This is a genomic window from Pseudomonas frederiksbergensis (assembly GCF_001952935.1).
GTDB classification, from domain to species: domain Bacteria; phylum Pseudomonadota; class Gammaproteobacteria; order Pseudomonadales; family Pseudomonadaceae; genus Aquipseudomonas; species Aquipseudomonas frederiksbergensis.
On sequence record NZ_CP018319.1, the window covers coordinates 3,455,455 to 3,477,982 of the forward strand.

The following is a 22,528-nucleotide window of genomic DNA, read 5'->3' on the forward strand; positions in this document are numbered from 1 at the left end:
TCGATTGCGTCTTACTGTTTGTGAGTGCCGACTCTATCCAAGAAGCAGTCATTTGTAGGTAGGAAAAGGCTGCGTGAAGTGGCCGATCAGGATGTATCAGGTGTAAAAAAGGGCCTACCTCCCGGTAAGCCCTTGCTCATTCCCACGTAAGACTCAATCCCCCAACGCCGCCCCCTCACGCCGCGGATCGGCCCCGCCCGCCAGCGACGTTTTCCCTTGCGCATCCTTGACCCGCACAATCGCCTGGGTCCCGCTGGTCATGTCGATCTCGTTCACGCTGTGGCCTTTGTCTTTCAGCGTTTGAATCAGCGCCGGGCTGAACTGCCCCTGTTCCAGTTCGGTCGGGCCGTTGCGGCTGCCGAAGTTGGGTAGGCTGATGGCGGTTTGTGGGTCGAGGTTCCAGTCGAGCAGGCCGATGGTGGATTTGGCGACGTATTCGATGATCTGCGAGCCGCCGGGGGAGCCGATGGTGGCGAGGAATTCGCCGCTCTGACGGTCGAAAATCAGGGTCGGTGCCATGGACGAGCGTGGGCGTTTGCCGGGTTCGACGCGGTTGGCAACCTTCTGGCCATTCTCTTCGGGGATGAACGAGAAGTCGGTCATCTGGTTGTTCAGCAGGAAACCCTGAACCATCAGGTGCGAGCCAAACGCGGATTCCACCGTGGTGGTCATGGACACGGCGCCGCCTTCGTCATCCACCGCCACCACTTGCGAGGTGGAAATGCGCAGCGGCGAGCGGTCCGGTGCGTAGGCGACCTGAATGCCCGGCGGGGTGCCGGGTTTGGCCGTGCCCATGCTGCGATCGCCGATCAGGGCCGCGCGGTCGGCCAGATACGCAGGGGCCACCAGACCTTTGACGGGGACGGGCACGAAGTCTGCGTCGGCCACGTACAGCGCGCGGTCGGCGTAAGCCAGGCGCTCGGCCTCGGAGATCAGGTGCACGGCTTCAGGCGCCGGTTCGATGCCCGCAGGTTTGTTGGTCTTGACCGGTTTGAGCGGCGCCAGGGCAAAACGCGGGTCACGGGTTTCCAGGGCCTGCAAGGTGCCGAGGATCTGCGCCACGGCAATTCCGCCCGACGACGGTGGCGGCATGCCGCAGACCTGCCAGCGTTTGTAGTCGGTGCACAGCGGCGCGCGCTCCTTGGCGCTGTAGCCGTTGAGGTCGTTCAACGACAGGCTGCCCGGGTTGGCGTGGCCCTGAACCTTGGCGACGATTTCCTGTGCAACGGGGCCTTTGTACAACGCGTCCGGTCCTTCCTTGGCGATGCGTTTGAACACCGCGGCCAGTGCCGGGTTTCTCAGTGGGGTGCCTGCGGCTTTCGGGCTGCCATCGGCATTCAGGAAGTAGGCGGCCATGTCCGGCGAGCGTCGAATGGACGAATCCGAAGCGATCAACTGGTGTAGGCGTGGCGAGATGGCGAAACCTTGATCCGCGAGTTTGATCGCCGGTTCGAACAGCTGTGCCCAGGGCAGACGACCGTGTTTCTGATGGGCCAACTCAAGGGCCCGCAACACGCCCGGTGTCCCGACTGAACGACCGCCAATCTGCGCCTGGGTGAACGGCATCGGTTTACCGTCGGCTTGCAGGAACAGCTTCTCGGTGGCGCCGGCCGGAGCGGTTTCGCGACCGTCATAAGTGCGCACCGCCTTGCCATCCCAGAGCACGATAAAGGCACCACCGCCAATGCCTGAAGATTGTGGCTCGACCAAGGTCAGCACGGCTTGCATCGCAATCGCGGCATCGATTGCCGAACCGCCCTGACGCAACATCTCCCGCCCAGCCTCGGCCGCCAGCGGATTGGCCGCGGCTGCCATGTGTTTCGAGGCGTATTGGGTCTGCAGGTCGGCGCGATAACCTGACGCGGCTTCGGGCGCGACAGGCAACGTTGAAGTGGTCGGGGCGCTACAGGCTGCGAGGGTTAAAGCTGCGGCGATCAGCGAAAAGGCTGACAGGCGATAGCGGCTCAAGTGAAAGGCTGAGAACACGTGGGGGCACTCCGTCCGTGGGAAAGATCAGGGGACTTTATCGGCCGAACGGAAGCGACGCAAACCACGCGCGCTGCCGCAGGTGCGGTCGATGCCACTTTGTGATCGAGTGCGGGACGTATCAAACTGAATCTGATTGAGCAGCTCTATCCCGCCGACAGTGACTGGCAGGCGATGGTCTGGCTGCGGACCTGGCAGATCTGGGGGCGGGCGTTACCAACATTGTCGGCAATGCGTTCCTGGCGGGATTGGCGCGGACGTGGCCTCTCTTTGCCCGAACTCGTGCGGTTCAAATTCTCCTGCAACCGCAGCAGGCTTTCTTCGCCGACGCGGATGAAGCCGCTGCGGGGCTGATCCAGGTCGAGGATGAGGGTGAAGACCATGGCAATCAGCACCGCGAAAATGGCCGTCGAGCCGTGCCGTCGACGGTGGCCCAGGCCATAGCTGTAAGCGATCAAACCCAACGCGCCGATGGCCACGACGAACAGCAGATTGATGACGGTTGCCGGGACATGATTGTCCTGCTCGGCGCGACGCTTTTCATTGGCGTTGTAGACGTCGGTCATCGACTGGATCATCAGGTTCATGGCGGCTGTCGCTTCGCCCTGGGCCTCGGCGGCGGTGGCCAGATTCCATAACTGGTCCTCGATCGTCCGCGACGATGCGCTGGCCGTTTTCAGCAGTTTCTCGTCCGTGCCGGCGCGCAGGTACTCAATCCGCGCCGAGACATAATCCTTGAGCAGCGCTGTCACCTTCCCGCGCAGGTCAGGCGGCAGCAACTTCGCTCGCAGATAGGCCGAGCCGATGACCGTGACTTCATCTTGAATCAGTGTCTTGCGCGCTTCGAAACGTGAAGTGGCCATGGCGAAGTTGAAACCCAGCAACAACGTGAGCAAAACGAGGAGGGCGGTTTGCAAAACGGTGAGGTGGGATCGGGCCGAATCACTGCTGTGAGTTCGGTGATGACGGCCGAGACGAAAAGCGAGTTCCAGCACCACGCAGAAAATGGCGACCGCGATGAAAAACACAATGATCTCGTCCAGGCCCCAGTACATAGGGTGGTCTCTCTGCGTTTAGCTTTGGCGTTAACTGTAGGAGAGAACCGCGAAGTGTGGGGACTAACCGCCCTGTGGACAGGGAGCACTTTTCTCGAGGCATAAAAAAACGGCCTACCTTTCGGTAAGCCGTTTTTAGTACTTGGTGGCTACACAGGGACTTGAACCCCGGACCCCAGCATTATGAATGCTATGCTCTAACCAACTGAGCTATGTAGCCAAGTGGCGCGCATTATTGGCTCGTAACGGAGATGTGTCAAGCGTAAATCTAAAATATTTCTCTACGCTTTCAACCGCTTATCCGCCTGACCCGAAAAAACCGGCCAGGGGAGGGTGTCAACTGAGCTGAAATCTCCCGGTATTGGCACTCAAGGCCTTGCTGCCTTGGCTCAAGGTGTCCGCTGCCAGGTTCACCGCCCGTGCGCCTTCGAGCAAGCGTACCGCCGCCTGATCGACTTGCTGGATATTGCCGCTGACCTCGTCGGCGGTGGTCGCTTGCTCGTCGACCGCTGTGGCGATCTGCGCCAGGGTATCGGTGACGCTCTGCACGGCACTGGCGATTTCCCCCAGGCGTTCGCCGAGGCCAGTGACGGCCTGGGCGTCGGACTGAGCCTGGCCGCAAGCGGCTTCCATCAGGCTCACCGCTTCGTTTACGGTGTTGCGCAGGCTATCGACAGTCCCGGCAATCTGCGCGGTGGAGGACTGGGTGCGTTGCGACAGGCTGCGTACTTCATCGGCCACCACCGCAAAGCCACGACCTTGCTCACCGGCGCGAGCGGCCTCGATGGCGGCATTAAGTGCCAACAAGTTCGTCTGCTCAGCAACCCCGCGGATGGTATCCACTACCAACTGAATCTGTTGCCCCTGCTCACTGACCCGGCCCAGTGCGGCAGCGGTGTCGTTCAAACGCTGATTGAGTTGCTGAATGCTCGCCGTCGTGCGCAGGCTGTCACGGCTGCTGTCGGCGGCGATGCGCTGGGTATGCTGAGCGCTGCCGGAGGCCTGTTCGCAACTCTGGGCGACCCCTTGGGAGGTCGCCGCCAATTGCGTGGCTGCCGCGGCGATCTGGCTGATCTGCAACTGCTGGGCTTCGACTTCCCCCAAGGCGCCGCTGGAGTGATGGTTAAGGGTGCGCACCGCGTTGCTCAGCTGCAAGGTTTCATGATCGACCCCCAGCAGGCTGTTGCGCAGTTGCACCACCGCGACGTTGAGGGCGGTGCTGATGGCGGCCAGCTCGTCGCGGCCTTCTACCGGTACTTGCAGGCTCAGATTGCCGTCGCGCAAGGCTTCGGCCAGCAGGGTAATGCCGCTGGCGCTACGACGGATCGAGGCCTGCAAGCAGATGAACAGGTACAGCGCGGCCAGCAGCAGGCAGCCGAAAATGCTCGCGACCAGGATGAACTGGCGGATGGCGGAGCCGTGGTAATAGTCCAGACGCTGGTCCAGCGACACCAACGATTGCTGACGCAGCGAAGCGAGGTCGGCGAGCAGGGTGTCGAGGCTGCGTTCGAACTCGTCCGGCTTGAGCTTGATGCTGCCGCCGAACACACCGTCATCGAGGACTTTCAACTCGGCGTCCAAATGCTTGAGGCTGTCATGGTATTGCCCGGCCCAGGCTTGCAGCGCGCTAGGCAGTCGCGCTTCCAGCAGGCTGGCGGTTTTGACCAGTTGCTCCCGGGCGTCACCGATGCGGCTGCGCAAGTCCCGCAGTTGCAGACGACTTTGCAGGGTGAACTGCCCGGACACTACAGAGGCCTGGCCAACGCTGGCGAGACGGCCGACTCGTTCAATCAGGTCCGGTGCGTGCTGCGTGGAGATCTGCGTCAGTAGATAGGTTTCCAGCCACGGCGCCAGCGTCAGGCGATTGTCCATGGCAATCTGCTCGCGCAAGGCTTGCAGCGCGCTCAAGGCATTGGTGAAGCGATCGTAACCGTCCGGCCACCAACCGACGCTGCTCAGGCTTTTCGAGTCCAGGCCGTTGAGGGCGCTTTGCAGCGCTTGATAACGGGCCAGGGTTTCGCCCTCGGCGCCTTCGGTTTGCAGTGCGTTGCCGAGGTCCATGGTGGCTTGGGCGACGGCGGGCTGAACCGTATCGAAAGCCGCCATCGCCGCGATCGTCGCGGGGGTCGGCTGACGATTGGTTTCCGTGGCGCGCCAGCGAGCTGCGCGGTCACGCTGAGCGGCGAGCAGGTTATCCAGAGCGTCCAGGGCGAGCAGTTGCCGAACCCCGGCACGTTCGCCGGAGATCAGGTTCAGTTTGTCGCGATAGTCCTGCCCGATCATCCACAGGCTGCCCGTCAGCGGCAGGATAAACAGTAGAAATAACAGCTGAAATTTGCGTGCGAAGCCAAAACGCCCCAGCAACCCGATCCCCGGTGATAAAAAAGCCTGCATGCCCCATGACTCCTCTGGACACCACGCACCATTGGCGTGCGTCGCAACCGTTGCGGTCGCGACCGGTGCCCTTCTAAAAGGCCTCGAAAGTTCACCCTCGCCAGCTCTGTAGGCCGGCTCTGTAGCGAAACTTCCCATTCTCGGTCCCCTTTGTAAGGGGCCGCGTTGAAGCGGATTACCAAGGCAAGATTCAGACCATGGCGTTGCGCTATCACCTTTTCAACGATGAAAACGAGGTCGTTAGCAGGCTAAGGGGATGGCGCGGTTGCACCGAAAAATGGCACATTGGCGCACCTGCCCGTGTGCACCCATCTGTTGTATGGAAACTCTTATGGCTATCAGCAATGTCCAGACCGGCGCGCCGCCGGCATCCGCGACTTCACAAAGCAGCCCTTTGGTCATGCGCATCATCGGCGCCGTGGCGCTGGCGCATTTGATCAACGACTTGATCCAGTCGGTGCTGCCGTCGATCTATCCGATGCTCAAGGCCAGCTACGGCCTGACCTTCACCCAGGTTGGCCTGATCACCTTGACGTTCCAGCTGACGGCTTCGCTGTTGCAGCCGTGGGTCGGTTACTACACTGATCGGCACCCCAAACCCTGGCTGTTACCGGCCGGGACGATCTGCACATTGATCGGCATTTTGATGATGTCGGTGGTCGGCACCTTTCCGATGATTTTGCTGGCGGCAGGTTTGATCGGTATCGGCTCCTCGACCTTTCACCCGGAAGCTTCTCGCGTGGCGCGGCTGGCTTCGGGCGGGCGGTTTGGTTTGGCGCAGTCGACGTTTCAGGTCGGCGGCAATGCTGGCTCAGCCTTCGGTCCTTTGCTGGCTGCGGCGATCATCATTCCGTTCGGTCAGGGCCATGTCGCCTGGTTCGGGCTGTTCGCGGTGTTTGCGCTGTTCGTGCTTTATCGGATCAGCCGCTGGTACGCCAATCACTTGAGCCTGTTCAAACTCAAACAAGGCCAGGCGGCGACACATGGTTTGTCGAAAAACCGTGTGATCAGTGCGCTGGTGGTACTCGGGCTGCTGGTGTTTTCCAAGTATTTCTACATGTCCAGCCTCACCAGTTACTTCACCTTCTACCTGATCGAAAAATTCGACCTGTCGGTGGCGAGTTCGCAGTTGCACCTGTTCCTGTTTCTTGGCGCGGTAGCGGCGGGGACCTTCTTCGGTGGGCCGATCGGCGACAAGATCGGGCGCAAGGCGGTGATCTGGTTCTCGATCCTCGGCGTAGCGCCGTTCACCCTGATCCTGCCGCATGTCGACCTGTTTTGGACCAGCATCCTCAGCGTCGTGATCGGCTTCATCCTGGCCTCGGCTTTCTCGGCGATCGTGGTGTATGCCCAGGAACTGGTGCCGGGCAATGTCGGGATGATTGCCGGGGTGTTCTTCGGATTGATGTTCGGTTTTGGCGGGATTGGTGCGGCGTTGCTTGGGCATCTGGCGGACATTCACGGCATTGAGTACGTGTATTTCTTGTGTTCGTTCTTGCCGCTGCTTGGGGTGTTGGCGATCTTTCTGCCGCGGAGCAAAAAAGTCTGACGTGGACTGATCGGGATTTGCGAAAACCCCAGTCCTGATGGACACTTCGCGCCTTTCTGGATTCGTTAAGGATGCGAACAGTGGAGTTTGACAGGAATCAATTTACCGCCAATCACGGCATTGTCTTCAGCGTAATCCGTTTCAGCGTCACACCCAGTGACCGAGGCAGTCTGAGGACACTTCATTTCGGGGAAGCGAAATCGGCGCATTTTGAGGTCAGCAGTATGCTGGTCGATCTGTACGACAAGATGCTCGCCAAAGACCTGCCCTGCGTGATGATGGTAGGTATCTCCAGCCCGTTGACCCGCAAGCAGGGTGACCTGCTCAACGACCAGCGCATGAGTATTGCCAACATCACCGCCGGGATCTTTACGGCGGCGGGCTCTAAAGTGCCGGTTATTGGTCTCGCTGTCGGACCGGCGGCAGGTTATTTTGGCCGAGAGTTGGTAAAGAGCAAGTTACCGTCCTATCACGCTGGCGATGTGATTGTCAGTCTGGACGCTCAAGTCAGTGGCGGCATCGGGCCGCAGCGCTCAGTGTCCTCCATGATCATCAAGTCACAAGGCGCATAGGCCCATGAGTCTCTACATTCAGTATGCGTTGGCAGGGGTGGGGATGCTGCTGCTATACACTTGCGTAAGGAGCTATGTGCTCAGGAAATGGCTTGGTATTGCTCTGGTCGGTGTGGGCTTTTGCGTGATGTTTGTGCTGCCGCCCTATATTGGCAGCATTGATGTCGGGATCTTTGCAATCGCGGTAGTGGGGGCGGGGTCTTCGATGTTCTTCAATCGAAGTAAGTACCGGTTGTGAGATAGCAGAGCCGCCGTAGCATTTGTTGTGCTGGTTTAATCAATGAAAAAGCAGGCACAAAAAAGCCGCGTCTAAACGCGGCTTTTTCTTGGGCGGGTGCTTCGTTCTAAATAAAGTTAGACGTTAATCACACGTTAAAGCAGAATGGAGTCATTTGCTTTTGATAAAAAATCAATAATATCAATGGTTTGAAAGAAATAAGATGGCTGGATTATTTCGCGTTGCTCTAGAAAATCCCCCCATTTATACCCCCATCTTTTCTATATCCATTTGCTTAGCGAAAACCGCCCCCTCCTACCGCCAAAGCCCCCTTAGGCGGCCTGGTGATGCAGCGGCTTTTCCTATGGTCTAACGTGGTTTGCTTGCCGAGAGAACTGTTTCATGATGCTCTCGACTGCATCACGCGTTACGGTATCTCCGACCTGGGCCGAGATTACCCACAAGCCGAACAAGTCGGTCCCTAACTTAGCCTGCTTGTGGTCCTGCATGTGTCCTAACCGCTTTATGTATTCGTTTTGAACCTCGCGAGGCCGACTACAAAATTCACTCAGGCTGCCGAACTCTCCGGCCAATGCGCCATGGAGCACATCAATTACCATCCCCGCACCAGCCTGTTCGGTAGGCTGCGCCCGGCGGCACTTACGCCGGATAATTAAACATGCTTTTTGCGTAGGGGATTTTTTTCGGAAGAACCAGAGCATGGGGCGATTTTCCTATTCACTTGGGCTTGCAGGTGGTTGCTCTGTTTAGAACCGGCTAGCGGCTCACTTTGCCCGAGCGCACGTCGAGGTACAGTCGATTCGCTGTGGTCATGCCGCCGCAGTACATGAAATACATATCTCGACCTTTGGCAGGGGATGCCATCCACCCGCCGATTTCTTCGAAGTCACCGGCGGTGCAGGTGCCGTTGTCTATGAGCTCACGGGCTGCTTTGGTGAACTGGGCGCGGTAGAGACGGTAATCGTCCGAGTTTTTGACCAGCACGTCGTCACCGATCGCACCCTCCCCTGGGTCTGCAGGCCTGTCTTTTGTAAGCGACTTTGTAGGCACCCACTCTGCGAACATCCCGTTATTAATGCCGTTGCTGGCGACGCACGCGGAGTTACCGCTTTTCACGTATTCACTGATGCCACCCGAGCAAGAGGCCGAGTAGGGCTTGGTAACGCGGACCCAAGCGCCTTTCGTCTCCAAAACCTCGACTCCTTCGCGGAACATTAGCTGGCCAGCAACCCCGCATTTAACGGACGGACAGGTATGGCGCGCCACTCGGTCGGCAGACACCCAGAGATTCGGTTCTGCAACAGCAATGTTAGCGGACATCGATAAGGCCATTGCAGTGAGCAAGGCGGGGGAGGCCATATAACGCTGCATTTTGGTTGCGATGTCCATGTCGTCATTCCTTTGTTTTCGCGGACGCGAAAATGGGCGTCCTAATACGGGCTTATGGACATGGCTTTTATGTGGACAACGAAGCCCTCCGTGTCCATATATGAACGCCATAAATGCCTATTAAAATTGAGATCAGAGCGGCACCCTTCCAGTCGCTGTAGCTCCAGATGCGAAATTGCAGTTCCTCACTAATTAAAAGTGAGTCTTGTTCTAGCGACGTTTGTCTTGATTAGATAAGTAGGAGGGTGGATTGCCTCTAAGGTGAAAGGGGGCAGCAAAAAACGCCCGAAATAATGGGCGTTTTGAGGAGGCGGTATATGGCCATAATTTTTTATGAGTTTCTGACGCCAATTATTGTTGCCTTGTCGGAGTTGTAGTCAATGTAGTGCCATGAGTTAAAAGTTGTACTGCATGGATAAATATCGCCAGTTTCGTCTTTGAATTGGAATTCCCATCCTTTGCTGTTCTGGAAGTTAATGCGGTATTCGTAAATTGGTCCTCTGTCATGGCTAACATAACCTGCCGCAATCCCTATTTTTTGAACTTCTGCTGAAGGGCTAGTCTGCGGAGCCCCAGGAATCCATTGCAAGCTTAAAAATGGACTGTCTTGTAGTTCGTGCGATTTAATGTTTTCGAGAATTTTCTCTTCGGTGTATCCATCCTTTATTGGATACCCAACCTCATACTTGTGGCCTGCTTTAGATGAAAGCTCAACAACTATGTGGGTGTTGGTGGTGCGGATTTTGTGAGTCATTTTCTTGTCCTTGAAAGAAGTTTTCCATGGGTGAAGCAAGTTGAGCATAGCAGTGATAAAGCCTAGCGCCAGTTGAGGGTGTGCAGAATTTTGTGTAACCGGGGGGGGGCGGCTACTGCCTCGGCAGTCTTTCCGCGTAGCTCATCATAAATCGGGCCATGTGAGTAACAGCGATCCCCTTGCGTCCCTCCGCTGAAGGTTCCGACCGGTTTTCACAGCGAATTTCAATCCATGTACCCATGATCTTTTCCCTTACGAATGGCTTCTTTCCGACCACTCAACATAAACAGCGCGACTGGCAGCAGCGGCTACAAACCATAAGCCCCCAATCGACATCCAGTCGAACCAACGTTTGGAAAGCGGCGCGTAGAAAAACGTAACGATGGACGCACCGTAGATGGCTACCAATGCTATTGCCACCAAGGCGATGAAACTCAAATAGCGGTTCATACCGGATTTTCCTAGGCGTTTCCACTGATACCGCAAAGCAGGTATCGGCATTTGTACGGTGCTGTGCGAGAGCGCGGCGGTCGCCGTTAACTCTTGCTTTCACTTTTGAGAGACGACAGATTTCAAGGTTATATCCATCGCTTTCAGCTGTTCTGCCGAAAATGTCCCACCGTGGTTTGTTCCCTCAGCAAAAGCCTGGTACTTGGCCATACGTTCCCTACTCTCAGGGGAGGCTCTTAGTAACTCGCGGATGACTAGGGTTTGTGCCTGTGCAATGCCGCTGAGGTATTCCAGGTCCAAACGCAGGCTTTCAATCTCGGCCTTTAGGTTTCCAACGTCCATGGCATTTTCCTATGATTCAGGGGGTCCGATTTACTTGATAAGGCGAATCACTGGTATTTACCCCAACTTGTGCACGGAGTACATGCGTGCTCCCACGATCTACAAAGGGAAATCTTGCTTTCGCTTGATAGTTCGCGAACAATGCGGAACTATAAGAAAACGTGGCAAAAATATTATTTTTGGGTGGGGATAGGGAAATGAATATAGTTACAAGGCTAGTTTTGCCTGTCAGCATAATCGTGCTAACTGCAAGTTGCTCTAACATGCGTCCTCAACTGGATAGCTCCAAAGGAACTTTTCCAGCAACATCAATTCCTAATTTCATTACTCAGGCCGATATCCGAATTTCTGGGTATACCAAGGCGTGGAAAAGGCTCGAAGCCTACGAGTGGCAAGTAGCAACAACAAATTTCGGTGGCGGCGCTATTGCTGTAGCGGGTGCTGTGGCCCAGTCAACACCATGGGCATTAGGAGGTGCGGCCACTGCGGGAGTGGCAACCATGTACTCATCCTTTTACGGCACCGAACGCCAGAACGATGCCTTCACGAAAGCCAGCCAGGCAACAAAGTGCCTCCGAGCTCTCGCAGAAAATATTAAATCCCCTAACCTCAAGTTAGTTGACGCGCCAGAGGGCTGGGAGGATGACGGAGAGAGTTACTCAATCCGCTTGCTAAATAACGGAATTTCACGAATTGATGACACCCTATTTTCTCGACTTCGTAAACGAGCTGTGTCTACTGAACCTGATTTCGCAAGTCTACAAGCCAGCCTTACAAGAGCTATGACAAGTAAGCCGACAAGTATAAAGGCGGGGGTTGCACCTCCACCGGATGGCGCCAGGCTTTCTGCTGCTGTGGGAAGATTAGAGAGCGATATTGGCATTTGCATTTCAGCAAACTGAGTTAAATGGTCTGACCGTCACCTTACGGTCAGACCTTTCTCGCGGGCTAAAGTTTCTGTTTTCTCATTTAAGATGGGATCAGAACAAAACCCGGCGCAGGGACACCCGGCCACAACTCATACAAGACATTAGGGTCGTTAGTGCCGCCATTCCTCGGGCTTGACTTTATGCCTAGCGCTTCAGCTGCGGCGATGCTTAATTCACCGACTTTCTTACTTGAACTCACGTCCGCGACAACGCAGTCAACTGATTGCCCGTTGTAGGTCGCACGAGCAAGACAACCGAGAACGATGCCCTCAGTTAATTTGATGACCTGCACAGGGACAACGATATAAGGAATCGTGGCTGCATCGATATATGCGGTGAGATCAGATACCGATTTTGTTGGGTCTTTGTACGAAGTTTTACATCCCACAATGCCGCCGTCGTAGATACGTGGGTGGCCGTCATCACCAACGATGGCGATATTGTCTTTTCCTGGCGCATAACAGTAGACCTTGCCGTCTTCCTCATACATGCCACCGTTTTCAAGATAGTCACTCCCTTTGTCACCAACCATATAAGCCGCTTGAGCACCGTATTGGCCATTTGCACCATCTGCATCGATGTCCGCATCAGCGGTGAAAAAAACCCGCAGATCTTCGTCTTCCCAAATCTCGCACTCAGGCTCGTTTTTCCGTGGTGCAATCGTCGCGATCAACCGCATATCCGCATCCTCCTGATGGGGTCTCTGGAATCCCCAGCATAGCTGAGATCAGAACGGACAAAGGGTGAGCGCGTTGCGGGGTATTTACTCAGGCCCAAAAAGCTAAGCCTTTGGGCACGATCCAGCAGCACCTGAAACGATACAGGTGCCTCAACCTCCACTGGCATCTTCTCCAAGTGAAAGTCAGCCGACTCGCAGGCCTACGGGAGGCCCGTCTCCCGGAGTATCAGGCCGCTGCCCGGTCGACCCTAAGCTAGACTACGTACGCTACGAGCGATATTACTGAGAAAAACTTGAGGAGGTCGCAATGGAGAACGGGCGCACGCAGGACCGTTTGTCACGTTTAGGAGGTAAGCGTGCTATAAACTCGACCATCAGTTACGTGGTTGCGGGCGGAGTGAATTTGAAAGATCCAGGAGTTAGGCATTTAAACTGATGGAGGGGTAAATGAATTTCGAATTTCCGACAAACTTATCTATAGAAAGTTGTGAGTTTTTTTTGGCTAAACTCGCAAGCGCTGATTCCGTGGATGATATTTTGATACCGGAAGGCACAAAAAATATTGCTTTTGGCAGTTATGCGGCGGCCATTCAAGCGATTAATACTTGGGCTCGTCGCAGCAGCAGTCGGAATGTCTACATAAAAGCTACAGAAGCAGAAATTCCGGAGAGAGTTAGCGAACTGTTGAGTAGACCGCATAAATTTTGCCTTTCGATGCTTGCTAAAAATATATACATCGAGGGTAGTCTGGACGATCTTCGACCGTCAGTTAATCTTGGAGCTCGCGACGCTATAGAGCAGCAAGGAAACTCAAAGTTCGGGCAGCAACGCGGAGGATTGTGCTGGTTTGCGTTAGTGGACCATAGCACCAAGGGGTTTGATCGAAACTTTTATCTTCATAGTTATGACAAAAAACCAACGGTTAGGGATCAGCTCCAATTTCGATCAGTAATGTCAGCGATGGTCGGTAAGTCAACTAACCTTGTGGGTGGTGCAGAGCCCCTCAATGATGAGGAAAGCGGGTACTTAGGCAGGGCGTTCTACGAATTATTCCTGAACACTCATGAGCATGGAAGTCGAAGTGTAAAAAAGGATGTATGGCTTAAACCTGGCATGCGAATAATCTACACGAACGGCGTCAATCTCACCGCATCAAGCGTGGATGCGAGGGCAGCTGCAAGTGGAGCAATGAGCAATTATTTTTCCTCTATTGATGAACTTCCATTAGAGCGAAGGAAGTTCATTGAGATAAGCATTGTGGATTCAGGGCTGGGATATGAAGGCAGATGGCGCGCCGATCAGCCGCAAATAGAGTCTGAATCAGGGCTATCACGCTTGGATGCAGAGTACGAAATATTCAAAAAATGTTTCACATTTCGACAAACCTCTTCAGGGAAAAGCTCAAAGGGCCATGGCTTGCCAGTAGTAATGGAGCGTCTTACTAAGCTTAAAGCATTCATGAGGGTCCGTAGCGGACGACTATCGCTATTTAGGGATTTTGTTAATAATCCATTTCAAAGCGACGACCTTTGTGAGTTTGAAGACTGGGAAACACAAGAAAGGGGCGCGAGGACTGAGATGGCTCCGGTATCAGGTGTGGCAGTTACCTTTCTAATCCCCTTGGAGATGAGTGAATGAACGGATGCTTTTCTTTTCGGTTTGAAAAATCGAGTGGCTCCCGGAAAAGTCTTCTTTTGTTTTTCTCTGGAGAGGTTTCAAGTGATTCTATTGCCAAAGTGGTGAAGGCGGATGTCGAAAAAAATCTGGTACCCGCAAACGTTTATGTATTGGCATCAAAAGATCAGCAGCAATCACTTTCTGACTTGAGTGCAGATATTACACTACGGGAAGAAATAGAATCCTTCGTAGGTGATATAAAAGAAAAACTCATATGTATATTTTTTTCTCCTGACGGGAAAATATTTTTCAATGAGGACTCGCAATTAATATCAGCCAACCTTGAGAAAGAGATAATCCAATCTGGTGTTATTGATATTTTTCAACGTCGGTGCGGAGTAATTGCATCACAGTCGAATTATCACTTTCTAAAACCGTCAGGAGACCACTGCAATGCATTTATACGCGCGTCCAATCTATTGATTTCAAGTGTTGAAGTATCATTTTTGGCTATTGGCTTGCTGCCGTTCTTTGCTGCAGGACTAAAAAGAATTTACGTTGATACTTCTTCAATATCTTACTTGGTGAGCCAAGCGTTGAGTATGTCGGGGAAGTTTGGAGCAACACTTCCGTTGATCGACAGCTTTGAATCTTATGCCGCTTTTAATAGGGATTATGATTTTATAGCGGACACTGAAAGTCTTGTTCTAATTTCCGCTACCACTAGCGGAGGATTGGCGCAGAAGCTTGTTAAAAATAACGGGTTTGTAACTGACTCCGTGAGAAATATCTTTTATAGTCACCTTCCGCCAGGAATAAATGGGGTCTTCAATATTGCGGGCGCATTAACTGGTCACGAAGACTCATATCGCGCTAACGATTGCCCGCTTTGCAAAAGAGGTTCTCGCTTAATTAGAATAGTTGGTGATCAGTTTCTGCCGGAAACTCCTACCCATGAGCAGTTAATGATTAAAAGGGCAGACTTCAATAAGGATCGCGCAAGTTTTTTCAAAGAGTTTGCGACAAAAAACATTCTTTGCTGGTCTCAGTCGTCTAGTCCCTCATCTGACTTTAGAGAACTTTACTACATCGATATTGAACGTGTTTTAAGCGAGCCATCTCCTGAGTTTCGTAAGATTTTTGAGCGAAAGGTTAGGAAGAACTTTGCAATTGATGTTGAGCTTGTTGTGTCATTAGATGATTCAGGTTCAAAGGCATTTTCTGATGCGATAAGGTCTCAAGTTGGCGCCGCTGCCGAAAATATTAAGTGGTGTTCTGTATCCGAACTTCAACATAACCAATTAGTAAACGTCGGCTCAGTGGTTGTAGTCGCAGGTGCGATAACGTCTGGCGGGAAGTTGCTGGATATGTCAAGACGCCTCAGAAAAATGCAGCCTAGCGCGTCAATCTTATATTTTGTAGGCTTTTCCAAAATCTCTAGCTCCGTATCGCTCGAGCAAGTCAGAAAAGACTTAGAGCAGGGTGGGCATGAACTAGTTGTGCTGCAGAAAGTCCCCATGCCTCGGGTGACAGAAAATAGCAAGAACTCTTGGGATATTGAGCATGATAATTTGATGGTGGTTGGAGGCGACGATCCACTTGGAGACTCTGAGTCGCTACCCGAAATTTTGGCACAAAGATTAAGCTCCTATGGTGTTACGAATGACAAATTATTCCTTCCTGCTACTAGCGGAAAATCTCTAACGCTTCGCCCAACATTTGCATTTTGGCATGAGTTAGAACTGGATACAGATCGAGCAACTCAGGCTGATGTCTACTGGACTATCCAGGCATTGATACACGACTTGAGATGTAGAGTCGGAAAAGACGGTCTCGATAACTTTTATCATGCAACGGTTATCAGTCCAGCTTGTTTTGATCGGTACAACGACGGTGTGATCCAAGCTGCGTTGCTTCGTTCAGCAAGTCCTACTGAGCTTGATTACTCAGTTAGCGATGATTTCAGTAATAAAATGTTAGGTGTGATTATTTCTATAGTAGAAAATCATGCGATTGAACAGGGTGAAGCAGCATTGGAATTCTTGATGGCAATGTGGATCGGAACGATGCGCCTGACGGCGGAAGACACTAAAAAACTATGCAAAAGGTTTGCTGCCGGATCAGGGTCAGCAGATCTAGATTTTCTACTAAATAAGGTCTCTAAGGGTTGAATATTAGTTTCGGTAGCAACACGTTGTTGTAGTGTTGCTACCTCTGTAATAAATTAAGCCAAGACATCGATTTTTTTGAAAGTATTTTAATCGAACTATGGAGGCGGACGGTCAATTGGCTACCAACAAACAGGGTTTATTGGAGATTTACAGCGCATTTTTTTCCACCTAATCGAGTGTCCGTTTCTGGCCGATAGTTGCCGGTCGCGAGGTCCTTCGAAATCTGAACGGCGGTTGAAGTCAGTTGGCTGATCAACTTCATTCGCTCATAAAGGAGTCGTTAGGGATCAGACCGAAATCATCGCCGACAATAGCCCTATCAGCACGACCATCATCGCTGAAGAGAGCCTGGGTACGCCGTTCCTGCTTGAGATTGGCAACTGCCTGAAAGAAGCAGCCTTCACATAGGTGCAGCTCGTAGCGCTCGCCATGATGTTTTGTGCCGTCCCCCCAGTGCGCTTGGAGCGTGGCGAATTGAAGCCCGCCATCTGTCACCCGAGTGGAGAGCTGGCAGACGTCGCACACGACATCCATGACGGATTCGATTTCGACCTTACCGATAATTTTCATCACTACCTCCCAAACAACCGGTTCAAATGACGATATCAGCATACAGCCGCTGTCAGCTGGCGGTGCAACAACACAGTGTGTTGCTGAGCCGTTGCCAAAACCTGTCTGGGATGGTCTTTCGTCCCGACGCGGACGTTGGCAACAGGAAGGAGGTGACCGGGAGGGGTTGAGATCAGGTCAGATTACGGCCAATTGCAGACATTCAGCTAGCAATAATGGCTGAGCTGTTTGCAGAATAGCTCAGATCCTACATAGCTTACCCGCGAGCTTGCCATCCATCTGCATAGTAGGATGTTCAACCCCTCGTAGGGGGGTTGACTTACGGCTAACTTAACTGGTCACCTTCAGATCGCCTTTTCACCTGACTGATAACTTCACCATATGGGCATTTCAGCAACAGTAATTCGGATCCTTGGCTCTATCGCGGGAGCCCTATTGCCGAAAGGCAAGCAGCTTTACTCCGAGCGTTCTGCCGGAAAAGCTCCAGACACGTTTTCAGCCAGCATCTCTCAGGAAATATTCGACGAGGCGCTCGCAAGACTTGGTGCCGCCGATCCGGAGCAGCTTTGGTGGAGGGATGCTTTGGCGAAGATGGGCGGTGCTGTAATCAAGCCTGACTGGTTCAAAAAGCCATACGTACAAGAGTGGCTTTCACAAACTGAAGTTAAGGGTCTGCTCAAAGAAGTTGCTCAGGCGAATCTTGTTGGATCGACAGATCATCAAGATACGTATGAGCGCCTCATAGAAAGCTACATCCAGCATTCGTACGAGGATCGCCAGCATGCTGAGTCGGTGATCTCGCTTGCTGTGGCTGTGCTCAATGCGAGCATCAAGGGGGCAGTCCGTGATCCGGGAACTGCAGCGCTAGTACAGGCCACCGCAGCAGATCAGCGGGATCTTCTGGATGCTATAGATGAGAAGCTCCAGGCGATGGGGCTTGGAGGGGATCTCAAAAAACTAGTAGAACTCGCTAAGAGCTACGCAAATCTGATTCCAGATGATATTGGCGGAACGCACGTCAATAGACCAAGACTTCTTGAGGGTTTGGATTCCAAACTTGCAGCGGCTCGATTGGTACAAGTACGTGGTTTACCTGGCAGTGGCAAGTCAGTAGTAGTGAAGCATGCGGTCAAACGAGCAATTGAGCATGGGCCGGCGCTCTTCCTTAAAGCCGAACAGCTTGAGGGTAACAGTTGGATTAGTTACGCCGCTTCACAAGGCCTTTCGGGTGCTCCTTTGGAGCAGCTGCTGGTTGAGGTTGGGAGGGCTGGATCTCCCATACTCTTCATTGATGCAATTGATCGAGTTGAGAAGGAACAGCAGCCCGTAATTCTTGACGTGATCCGTGTCATCGTAGAGTCGACTCAGCTCAGCGACTGGCGTGTAGTGGTCTCGCTTCGAGATACTGGTATAGAAGTACTTCGAAACTGGTTAGGAGATTTTCTAGCTGTCTTGAAAGTCGAGACTCTCGCTGTTGAGCAACTGAGTGAGGAGGAGGCCGAGGCCCTTGCAGAGGCCAAACCACACTTAAGGCCACTTCTATTTGGCTCTGCCCAAGTTAAAGAGGTCGTCCGGCGCCCCTTCTTTGCGAAAGTTCTGCATAAGAGCTACATGGCCGCCCCTGCCCACCCAGCATTCACCCCTCAGTCTGAAGTTGATCTGATTGCGAATTGGTGGCGGTTTGGCGGTTACAACGAAACTGGCCAAAGTGCATTCGAACGTCAGCGCGCGCTACTCGACTTAGCTCGCATTCGTGCTCGTCAGCTTAGCCAACCGATTGGGCTTGGCCAGCTCAATTCGCTTGCGCACATCAACGACCTGATATCGGATGGAATCCTCCAGCATGCTCGGGAAGGAATATCCGTGCGCTTTGCTCACGATATCTTCTTTGAATGGGCGTTCTTCCATGTTCTAGCTGATCGTGGAGAGCTCTGGATGGAAGAGATCAAGGCGTGCGGTGAGCCGCCTGCGATTGCACGTGTTGTCGAACTTGCTTCCCAATGGGAATACAGCCAGGGTGAGGCTTGGTCTGATTACCTTGCGCTCACTGAAAACACAGATTTCAGATCTCAATGGCAACGAGCATGGCTGGTTGGCCCTATTGGGACTGCAGGGTTCGATGCCGATAACCAGCAGTTCGCGCATGCCGTATTTGCCGACGACTTCCGACTCTTTAGGAAAGCTCTCGTTTGGTTTCAAGCTGAGAAGACTTCGCCGAATCCAACTATTCTCTCTGGTGCGTTTCCCCAAGAACAACTGCAGAGGGCCGCTGACCTTCTTGGGTGGCCATCTGACTTCGCTGCGTGGCGACGTCTCATCGATTTTATCCTTCGGCAGGTATCAGGCATTCCCCAGAGGCTTTACCCGGAAATCGTATCTATTTTCGAGGTTTGGCAGAATGCTCTAGCTGATCACACAAATCCGACATCCCGAGCACTATTGCAGCTGTGCGCTAGGTGGCTTTCTGATATAGACGCGCTTAGCACAGCGGACGCCCCGAACGGGAACTCTAGATACTGGCGAGAAGTCCCTCACTTAGGCAGTTTCAAAAAGTCTCTGGTGCGACTCATATTGAGAGCCTCCAGAGCCGAGCCGAACCTAGCAGATAACTATATACGGCGGATGGCCAGCTCAGAGCGCATTGATGACGATGTTTTTAGCGATATTACTGCCTTTGCTCCGGTCCTAGCACAGTCACTTCCCGCATCAGTTGTCGAGCTGTCACTGGCGTTCCTCCGGAAGGAACTCCCAAATGATCAAGTCGCTCGAGAAGAGTTGGAGCTTCATAACTCAGCTACTTGGCGAAATGAGATTCAGGCCAAGCCAGAAGCGGAGCGCACGCGTCCGGAGCAAATGGCTCTATCGTGTTCGCCATTTTTTAGATCCGTTGGGGATTTCAGTCGCCACGACTGGGAAAGGCTATCAATCTATGACGATCACCAAAGCTTCTGGCCCTCATCGCCACTTCGAGAACCTTTTCACTCGCTGTTTCAGTTTTCATCTGACGAAGGGCTTCGGCTTTTCCGAGAGCTCTGCAATCACGCCATGGTTTCTTGGCGACAGTTGCACGTTCAATCGTACGAGCGGGTAGGAACTCCTATACCGCTCGAATTGACGTTTCCCTGGGGGACTCAATATTTCTGGGGTTCTGATCGCGAGTACTTGTGGTGTCGATCAACGTGGGCACCGAAAGCAGTTGGCTGTGGATTCATGGCACTTGAGGAGTGGTGCTTTGCCGAGCTTTCACGCGGTCGGCCAGTTGAAGAGCTGATCCAGAAAATCGTTGAAGGGAATGAGTGCATTGCAATCTTGGGCACTGCGGCGATGCTCACGCTTCACACCGAACAGATGGCTGAGTCGACAATCCCGCTATTTACTTCACAACGTTTACTAGCCGCAGATCATCATCGAATGGCAGGGGATCTCTCATCCGCTGCGAGGTTCATCGGTTTTACGAAGCCCAGTGACAAGCCTCATTTTGAGGCGGTCCAAGCCGCAGATGCTCGGCCGGTTCGTAAGTCTCAGCTCAGCTGGATGGTGCGCAAGGCGTTTTTTGCGGCAGGGCCAATCAGCGATACGGTCCGCAACAAGATACTTGGTTTTCAGGACAACCTGCCCTTCCAATATGAAGAGCAGCGTAGCAACCCGGAAGTGCAGGAGGACCTAGCAGCTCAGGCTCTTGAGTATTCCTATTTAGTGGATCCGAAGAACTATCAGGCCTACCGCGTTGAAGAGGATCCGAATCGCGTTGCAATGGTCCATGTCAGCCCTTCAGCAGCGAAGCCTGAAAACACTACCAAGGCAGAGAATGCTACGAGATTCCTGACTCTATCTGCTCTGTCTACATGGGCGTCAAAGTCCTTTGAAAGCGGAGCGGTACACGGCACGTTCACGATCACAGATGCTATAGCTCTAGGCAGAGAGGCGGACTGCAGCAACTTGTATGAGCTTTCAAACGGCACTCCCGAAGATATCGAGCTGGCAACCTGTCGAGGTGCGGTCGCTGCTGTTGCAGCTATGGTGCTCAACTACCGAGAAGGGCTTGTAGCACTAGACCTCGATTGGGCTCGTGATGTCCTAAGCCGCGCGATGCGTCTACCAGAAAAAACCCATCTGATGTGGACACCCAGTGCTGTTATCCCGTGGCACCAAGCAATCTACGCGGCGCGAGGCTTGGCAGCGGATCTCCGCGAAGGCACTGCGGCGGTTGGAAGTGTGCGCGACCTACTCGCTCTAGTTGCGCACCCACTTGAAATCGTGTCGCTAGCTGCAGCGGCAGAAGCCTGCCAGCTTTGGAGTAAGGATCCTAAGCTGACCTGGTCAGCGCTTTTCTTGGCATTTTCCCTTTGCCATGTTCCACCGCGCCCAGGTGGCCATCATCACGGAGAACCGCTCCAGTTGCCGAGTATGGCGCAAGCGGCGGTTGACGAGGCGTTTTCGCTCTATATGAGCGGAAGCGGATGGGCACCCCTTTATTTACCCCCTCCAGCCTGGGTTAAGGTCAAATCCGGGCCGTCTCGGCGTAGGCCTAATAGATACATAGAACACGACGGGGACGTCTCTGGTGCGGCCGAAGAGTGGGGTGAGCCCGATGTCTACTGGCATTCAAAACATGCTGCTGAAATTCTCGAACTCATCCCGTTCGATAGGATCCTGAGTAGTCCCGCGAAAGGTGCTCTCCTAGCTTTTCTGGAGGGGGTACTCGATTGGACCAATCAAAAAAACTCTCCTCCTTGGGTAAAGACTGGACACCGAGATCATTCGGAAACTCGTATTTTTGAATGGACATACGGCTTAGGGGCGACACTTGGTAGAGTAGCCGGACTTCTACCCCTTAGTGACTTCCAGAACCGATTTCTCGACCCGATTTTGAAATTGGAGGCCGACAAATGCTGGGCTCTTCTATCCCCCTTCGTGGACCGATACATTTGTTTGTTCGTGTACGACTCGCCAGTTGTGCCTGCTGACGCAGTTGCTACCCTTGATCTCTGTCTTGGGCGCGTCCTTCAAGACCCTACCTTCACTCGCGATGCTTATCGAAGCGGGGAACTGTCAGGCTTCGATAAACCCCGGCTTGTTCGGGCGCTGATGTTTATATCAGTCGAGCATGCTGGCTTGGCTGCTCGCTATGTCAATGGGGACTGGTCCGAAGTAAGCGTTGTATTGCCTCTGATTGATCGTTTCATTCGTGTTGCAGGCTGGGCTGCTTCAGTTATGGACCCCTTCTTGACGCTCTGTGAGCGTGCGAGGGCCCACTACCCAGCCGATGCTTTTGCAGATCAAGTGCTCGCTATTATCGGGGTCGGGCCGGGTGGCTTTCCGGGATGGCGTGGAACGCTGATCCCCACGCGTATCGCGGAGCTAGTGCAGCACTTCGCGCATCGTGATGCGCCAATGAAGCAGGCTCTGGCTCAGAAGTTTCTGAGGATTCTCGACATTCTGGTCGACATGGGCGATCGGCGAAGTGCAGCTCTTCAGCTCGGAGAGGCATTCCGGGAGACTCGTTTGTCCCCTTAAGCCAAGTATTCCTTAAGCTAGCTCTGCTCCAACATGGTGAATGGCTGCTTCTGGCCGTTCTCTGTCAGTCATTGTCCTGAAACTTGTTGGTCAAATCCGATATAAATGGCTGGTCAAGTCCATGCTATTACTCACATACACCAATTCTTTGTGTTTCTGCGTGGATAAAGTGGAACGCCGGGTCAAGGGCCGCCGCACCGGCTCATCGGGCTTGCCCGATGAACGGAGCGCCGGGGCGAAGCCTCCACCCTTGATGCGGTTGGAACGACCCCAGCCTCTGCAAGGGTAGCTGAGGGGTGCTCTTCCCGTCAGCTTC

The 22,528-nt window shown here is 53.5% G+C and carries 15 protein-coding genes, 1 tRNA gene and 2 pseudogenes; 8 read left to right on the forward strand and 10 right to left on the reverse strand.

Annotated features, from left to right (window positions below; genetic code table 11):
- Window positions 1-153: 153 nt before the first annotated feature.
- Window positions 154-1,986: a gamma-glutamyltransferase gene (gene ggt, locus PFAS1_RS16040; RefSeq protein WP_076029767.1), complete on the reverse strand. Its 1,833-nt coding sequence runs from the start codon at window positions 1,984-1,986 to the stop codon at window positions 154-156.
- Between the two features lie 120 nt (window positions 1,987-2,106).
- On the opposite strand from ggt, the pseudogene PFAS1_RS30410 reads away from it, so the two are divergent.
- A pseudogene (locus tag PFAS1_RS30410) lies at window positions 2,107-2,226 on the forward strand (DUF2817 domain-containing protein); the annotation flags it as partial.
- Between the two features lie 134 nt (window positions 2,227-2,360).
- Here the strand turns inward: PFAS1_RS30410 and PFAS1_RS30545 are convergent.
- From PFAS1_RS30545 to PFAS1_RS16065, 3 genes and pseudogenes are all read right to left on the reverse strand, one after another.
- Window positions 2,361-3,041: pseudogene (locus tag PFAS1_RS30545) on the reverse strand (bestrophin-like domain); the annotation flags it as partial.
- A gap of 143 nt (window positions 3,042-3,184) precedes the next feature.
- A tRNA-Met gene (locus PFAS1_RS16060) sits at window positions 3,185-3,261 on the reverse strand.
- 116 nt (window positions 3,262-3,377) lie between these two features.
- Window positions 3,378-5,435 carry a methyl-accepting chemotaxis protein gene (locus PFAS1_RS16065; protein ID WP_076029771.1) on the reverse strand — a complete coding sequence of 686 codons (2,058 nt, stop codon included), beginning with the start codon at window positions 5,433-5,435 and terminating at the stop codon, window positions 3,378-3,380.
- Window positions 5,436-5,766: 331 nt separating this feature from the next.
- Between PFAS1_RS16065 and PFAS1_RS16070 the strand changes: the two genes are divergently transcribed.
- The 3 genes from PFAS1_RS16070 to PFAS1_RS16080 all read left to right on the forward strand — a co-directional run bounded on the left by PFAS1_RS16070 (window position 5,767) and on the right by PFAS1_RS16080 (window position 7,794).
- Window positions 5,767-6,984 (forward strand): MFS transporter, encoded by a 1,218-nt coding sequence (locus PFAS1_RS16070; RefSeq protein ID WP_076029772.1) that lies wholly within the window; start codon window positions 5,767-5,769, stop codon window positions 6,982-6,984.
- An 80-nt stretch (window positions 6,985-7,064) separates the two neighbouring features.
- Entirely contained in the window at window positions 7,065-7,556 is a 492-nt protein-coding gene (locus tag PFAS1_RS16075) for a hypothetical protein (protein ID WP_076029773.1), read from the forward strand.
- A gap of 4 nt (window positions 7,557-7,560) precedes the next feature.
- Window positions 7,561-7,794, forward strand: coding sequence for a hypothetical protein (locus PFAS1_RS16080; RefSeq protein ID WP_076029774.1), 234 nt, complete (start codon window positions 7,561-7,563; stop codon window positions 7,792-7,794).
- A 756-nt stretch (window positions 7,795-8,550) separates the two neighbouring features.
- On the opposite strand, the gene PFAS1_RS16090 is transcribed toward PFAS1_RS16080, so the two are convergent.
- The 4 genes from PFAS1_RS16090 to PFAS1_RS16105 form a co-directional block, all read right to left on the reverse strand.
- Window positions 8,551-9,183 carry a hypothetical protein gene (locus PFAS1_RS16090; RefSeq protein ID WP_083671741.1) on the reverse strand — a complete coding sequence of 211 codons (633 nt, stop codon included), beginning with the start codon at window positions 9,181-9,183 and terminating at the stop codon, window positions 8,551-8,553.
- 331 nt (window positions 9,184-9,514) lie between these two features.
- Window positions 9,515-9,937 (reverse strand): hypothetical protein, encoded by a 423-nt coding sequence (locus tag PFAS1_RS16095; protein WP_076029776.1) that lies wholly within the window; start codon window positions 9,935-9,937, stop codon window positions 9,515-9,517.
- A 252-nt stretch (window positions 9,938-10,189) separates the two neighbouring features.
- On the reverse strand, window positions 10,190-10,387 hold the full coding sequence (locus tag PFAS1_RS16100; RefSeq protein WP_076029777.1) for a hypothetical protein: 198 nt from the start codon (window positions 10,385-10,387) through the stop codon (window positions 10,190-10,192).
- Window positions 10,388-10,486: 99 nt separating this feature from the next.
- Window positions 10,487-10,729, reverse strand: coding sequence for a hypothetical protein (locus PFAS1_RS16105; protein ID WP_076029778.1), 243 nt, complete (start codon window positions 10,727-10,729; stop codon window positions 10,487-10,489).
- Between the two features lie 263 nt (window positions 10,730-10,992).
- On the opposite strand from PFAS1_RS16105, the gene PFAS1_RS29525 reads away from it, so the two are divergent.
- Window positions 10,993-11,631: a hypothetical protein gene (locus tag PFAS1_RS29525; RefSeq protein WP_156886723.1), complete on the forward strand. Its 639-nt coding sequence runs from the start codon at window positions 10,993-10,995 to the stop codon at window positions 11,629-11,631.
- A 67-nt stretch (window positions 11,632-11,698) separates the two neighbouring features.
- Here PFAS1_RS29525 and PFAS1_RS16110 read toward each other — a convergent pair whose 3' ends face one another.
- Window positions 11,699-12,337 (reverse strand): glycoside hydrolase family 75 protein, encoded by a 639-nt coding sequence (locus PFAS1_RS16110; RefSeq protein ID WP_076029779.1) that lies wholly within the window; start codon window positions 12,335-12,337, stop codon window positions 11,699-11,701.
- Window positions 12,338-12,784: 447 nt separating this feature from the next.
- Here PFAS1_RS16110 and PFAS1_RS16115 point away from each other — a divergent pair, with 447 nt between their 5' ends.
- The gene (locus PFAS1_RS16115) at window positions 12,785-13,975 is read left to right on the forward strand and encodes a hypothetical protein (RefSeq protein WP_076029780.1); all 1,191 of its coding nucleotides are present in this window, start codon (window positions 12,785-12,787) and stop codon (window positions 13,973-13,975) included.
- Window positions 13,972-16,125 (forward strand): hypothetical protein, encoded by a 2,154-nt coding sequence (locus PFAS1_RS16120; protein ID WP_076029781.1) that lies wholly within the window; start codon window positions 13,972-13,974, stop codon window positions 16,123-16,125. Before PFAS1_RS16115 ends, PFAS1_RS16120 begins: the two co-directional genes overlap by 4 nt.
- Before the next feature lie 258 nt (window positions 16,126-16,383).
- On the opposite strand, the gene PFAS1_RS16125 is transcribed toward PFAS1_RS16120, so the two are convergent.
- Window positions 16,384-16,695, reverse strand: coding sequence for a hypothetical protein (locus PFAS1_RS16125; RefSeq protein WP_076029782.1), 312 nt, complete (start codon window positions 16,693-16,695; stop codon window positions 16,384-16,386).
- Window positions 16,696-17,130: 435 nt separating this feature from the next.
- On the opposite strand from PFAS1_RS16125, the gene PFAS1_RS29745 reads away from it, so the two are divergent.
- Window positions 17,131-22,212 (forward strand): hypothetical protein, encoded by a 5,082-nt coding sequence (locus PFAS1_RS29745; RefSeq protein WP_198044916.1) that lies wholly within the window; start codon window positions 17,131-17,133, stop codon window positions 22,210-22,212.
- The last annotated feature ends 316 nt before the right edge of the window (window positions 22,213-22,528 follow it).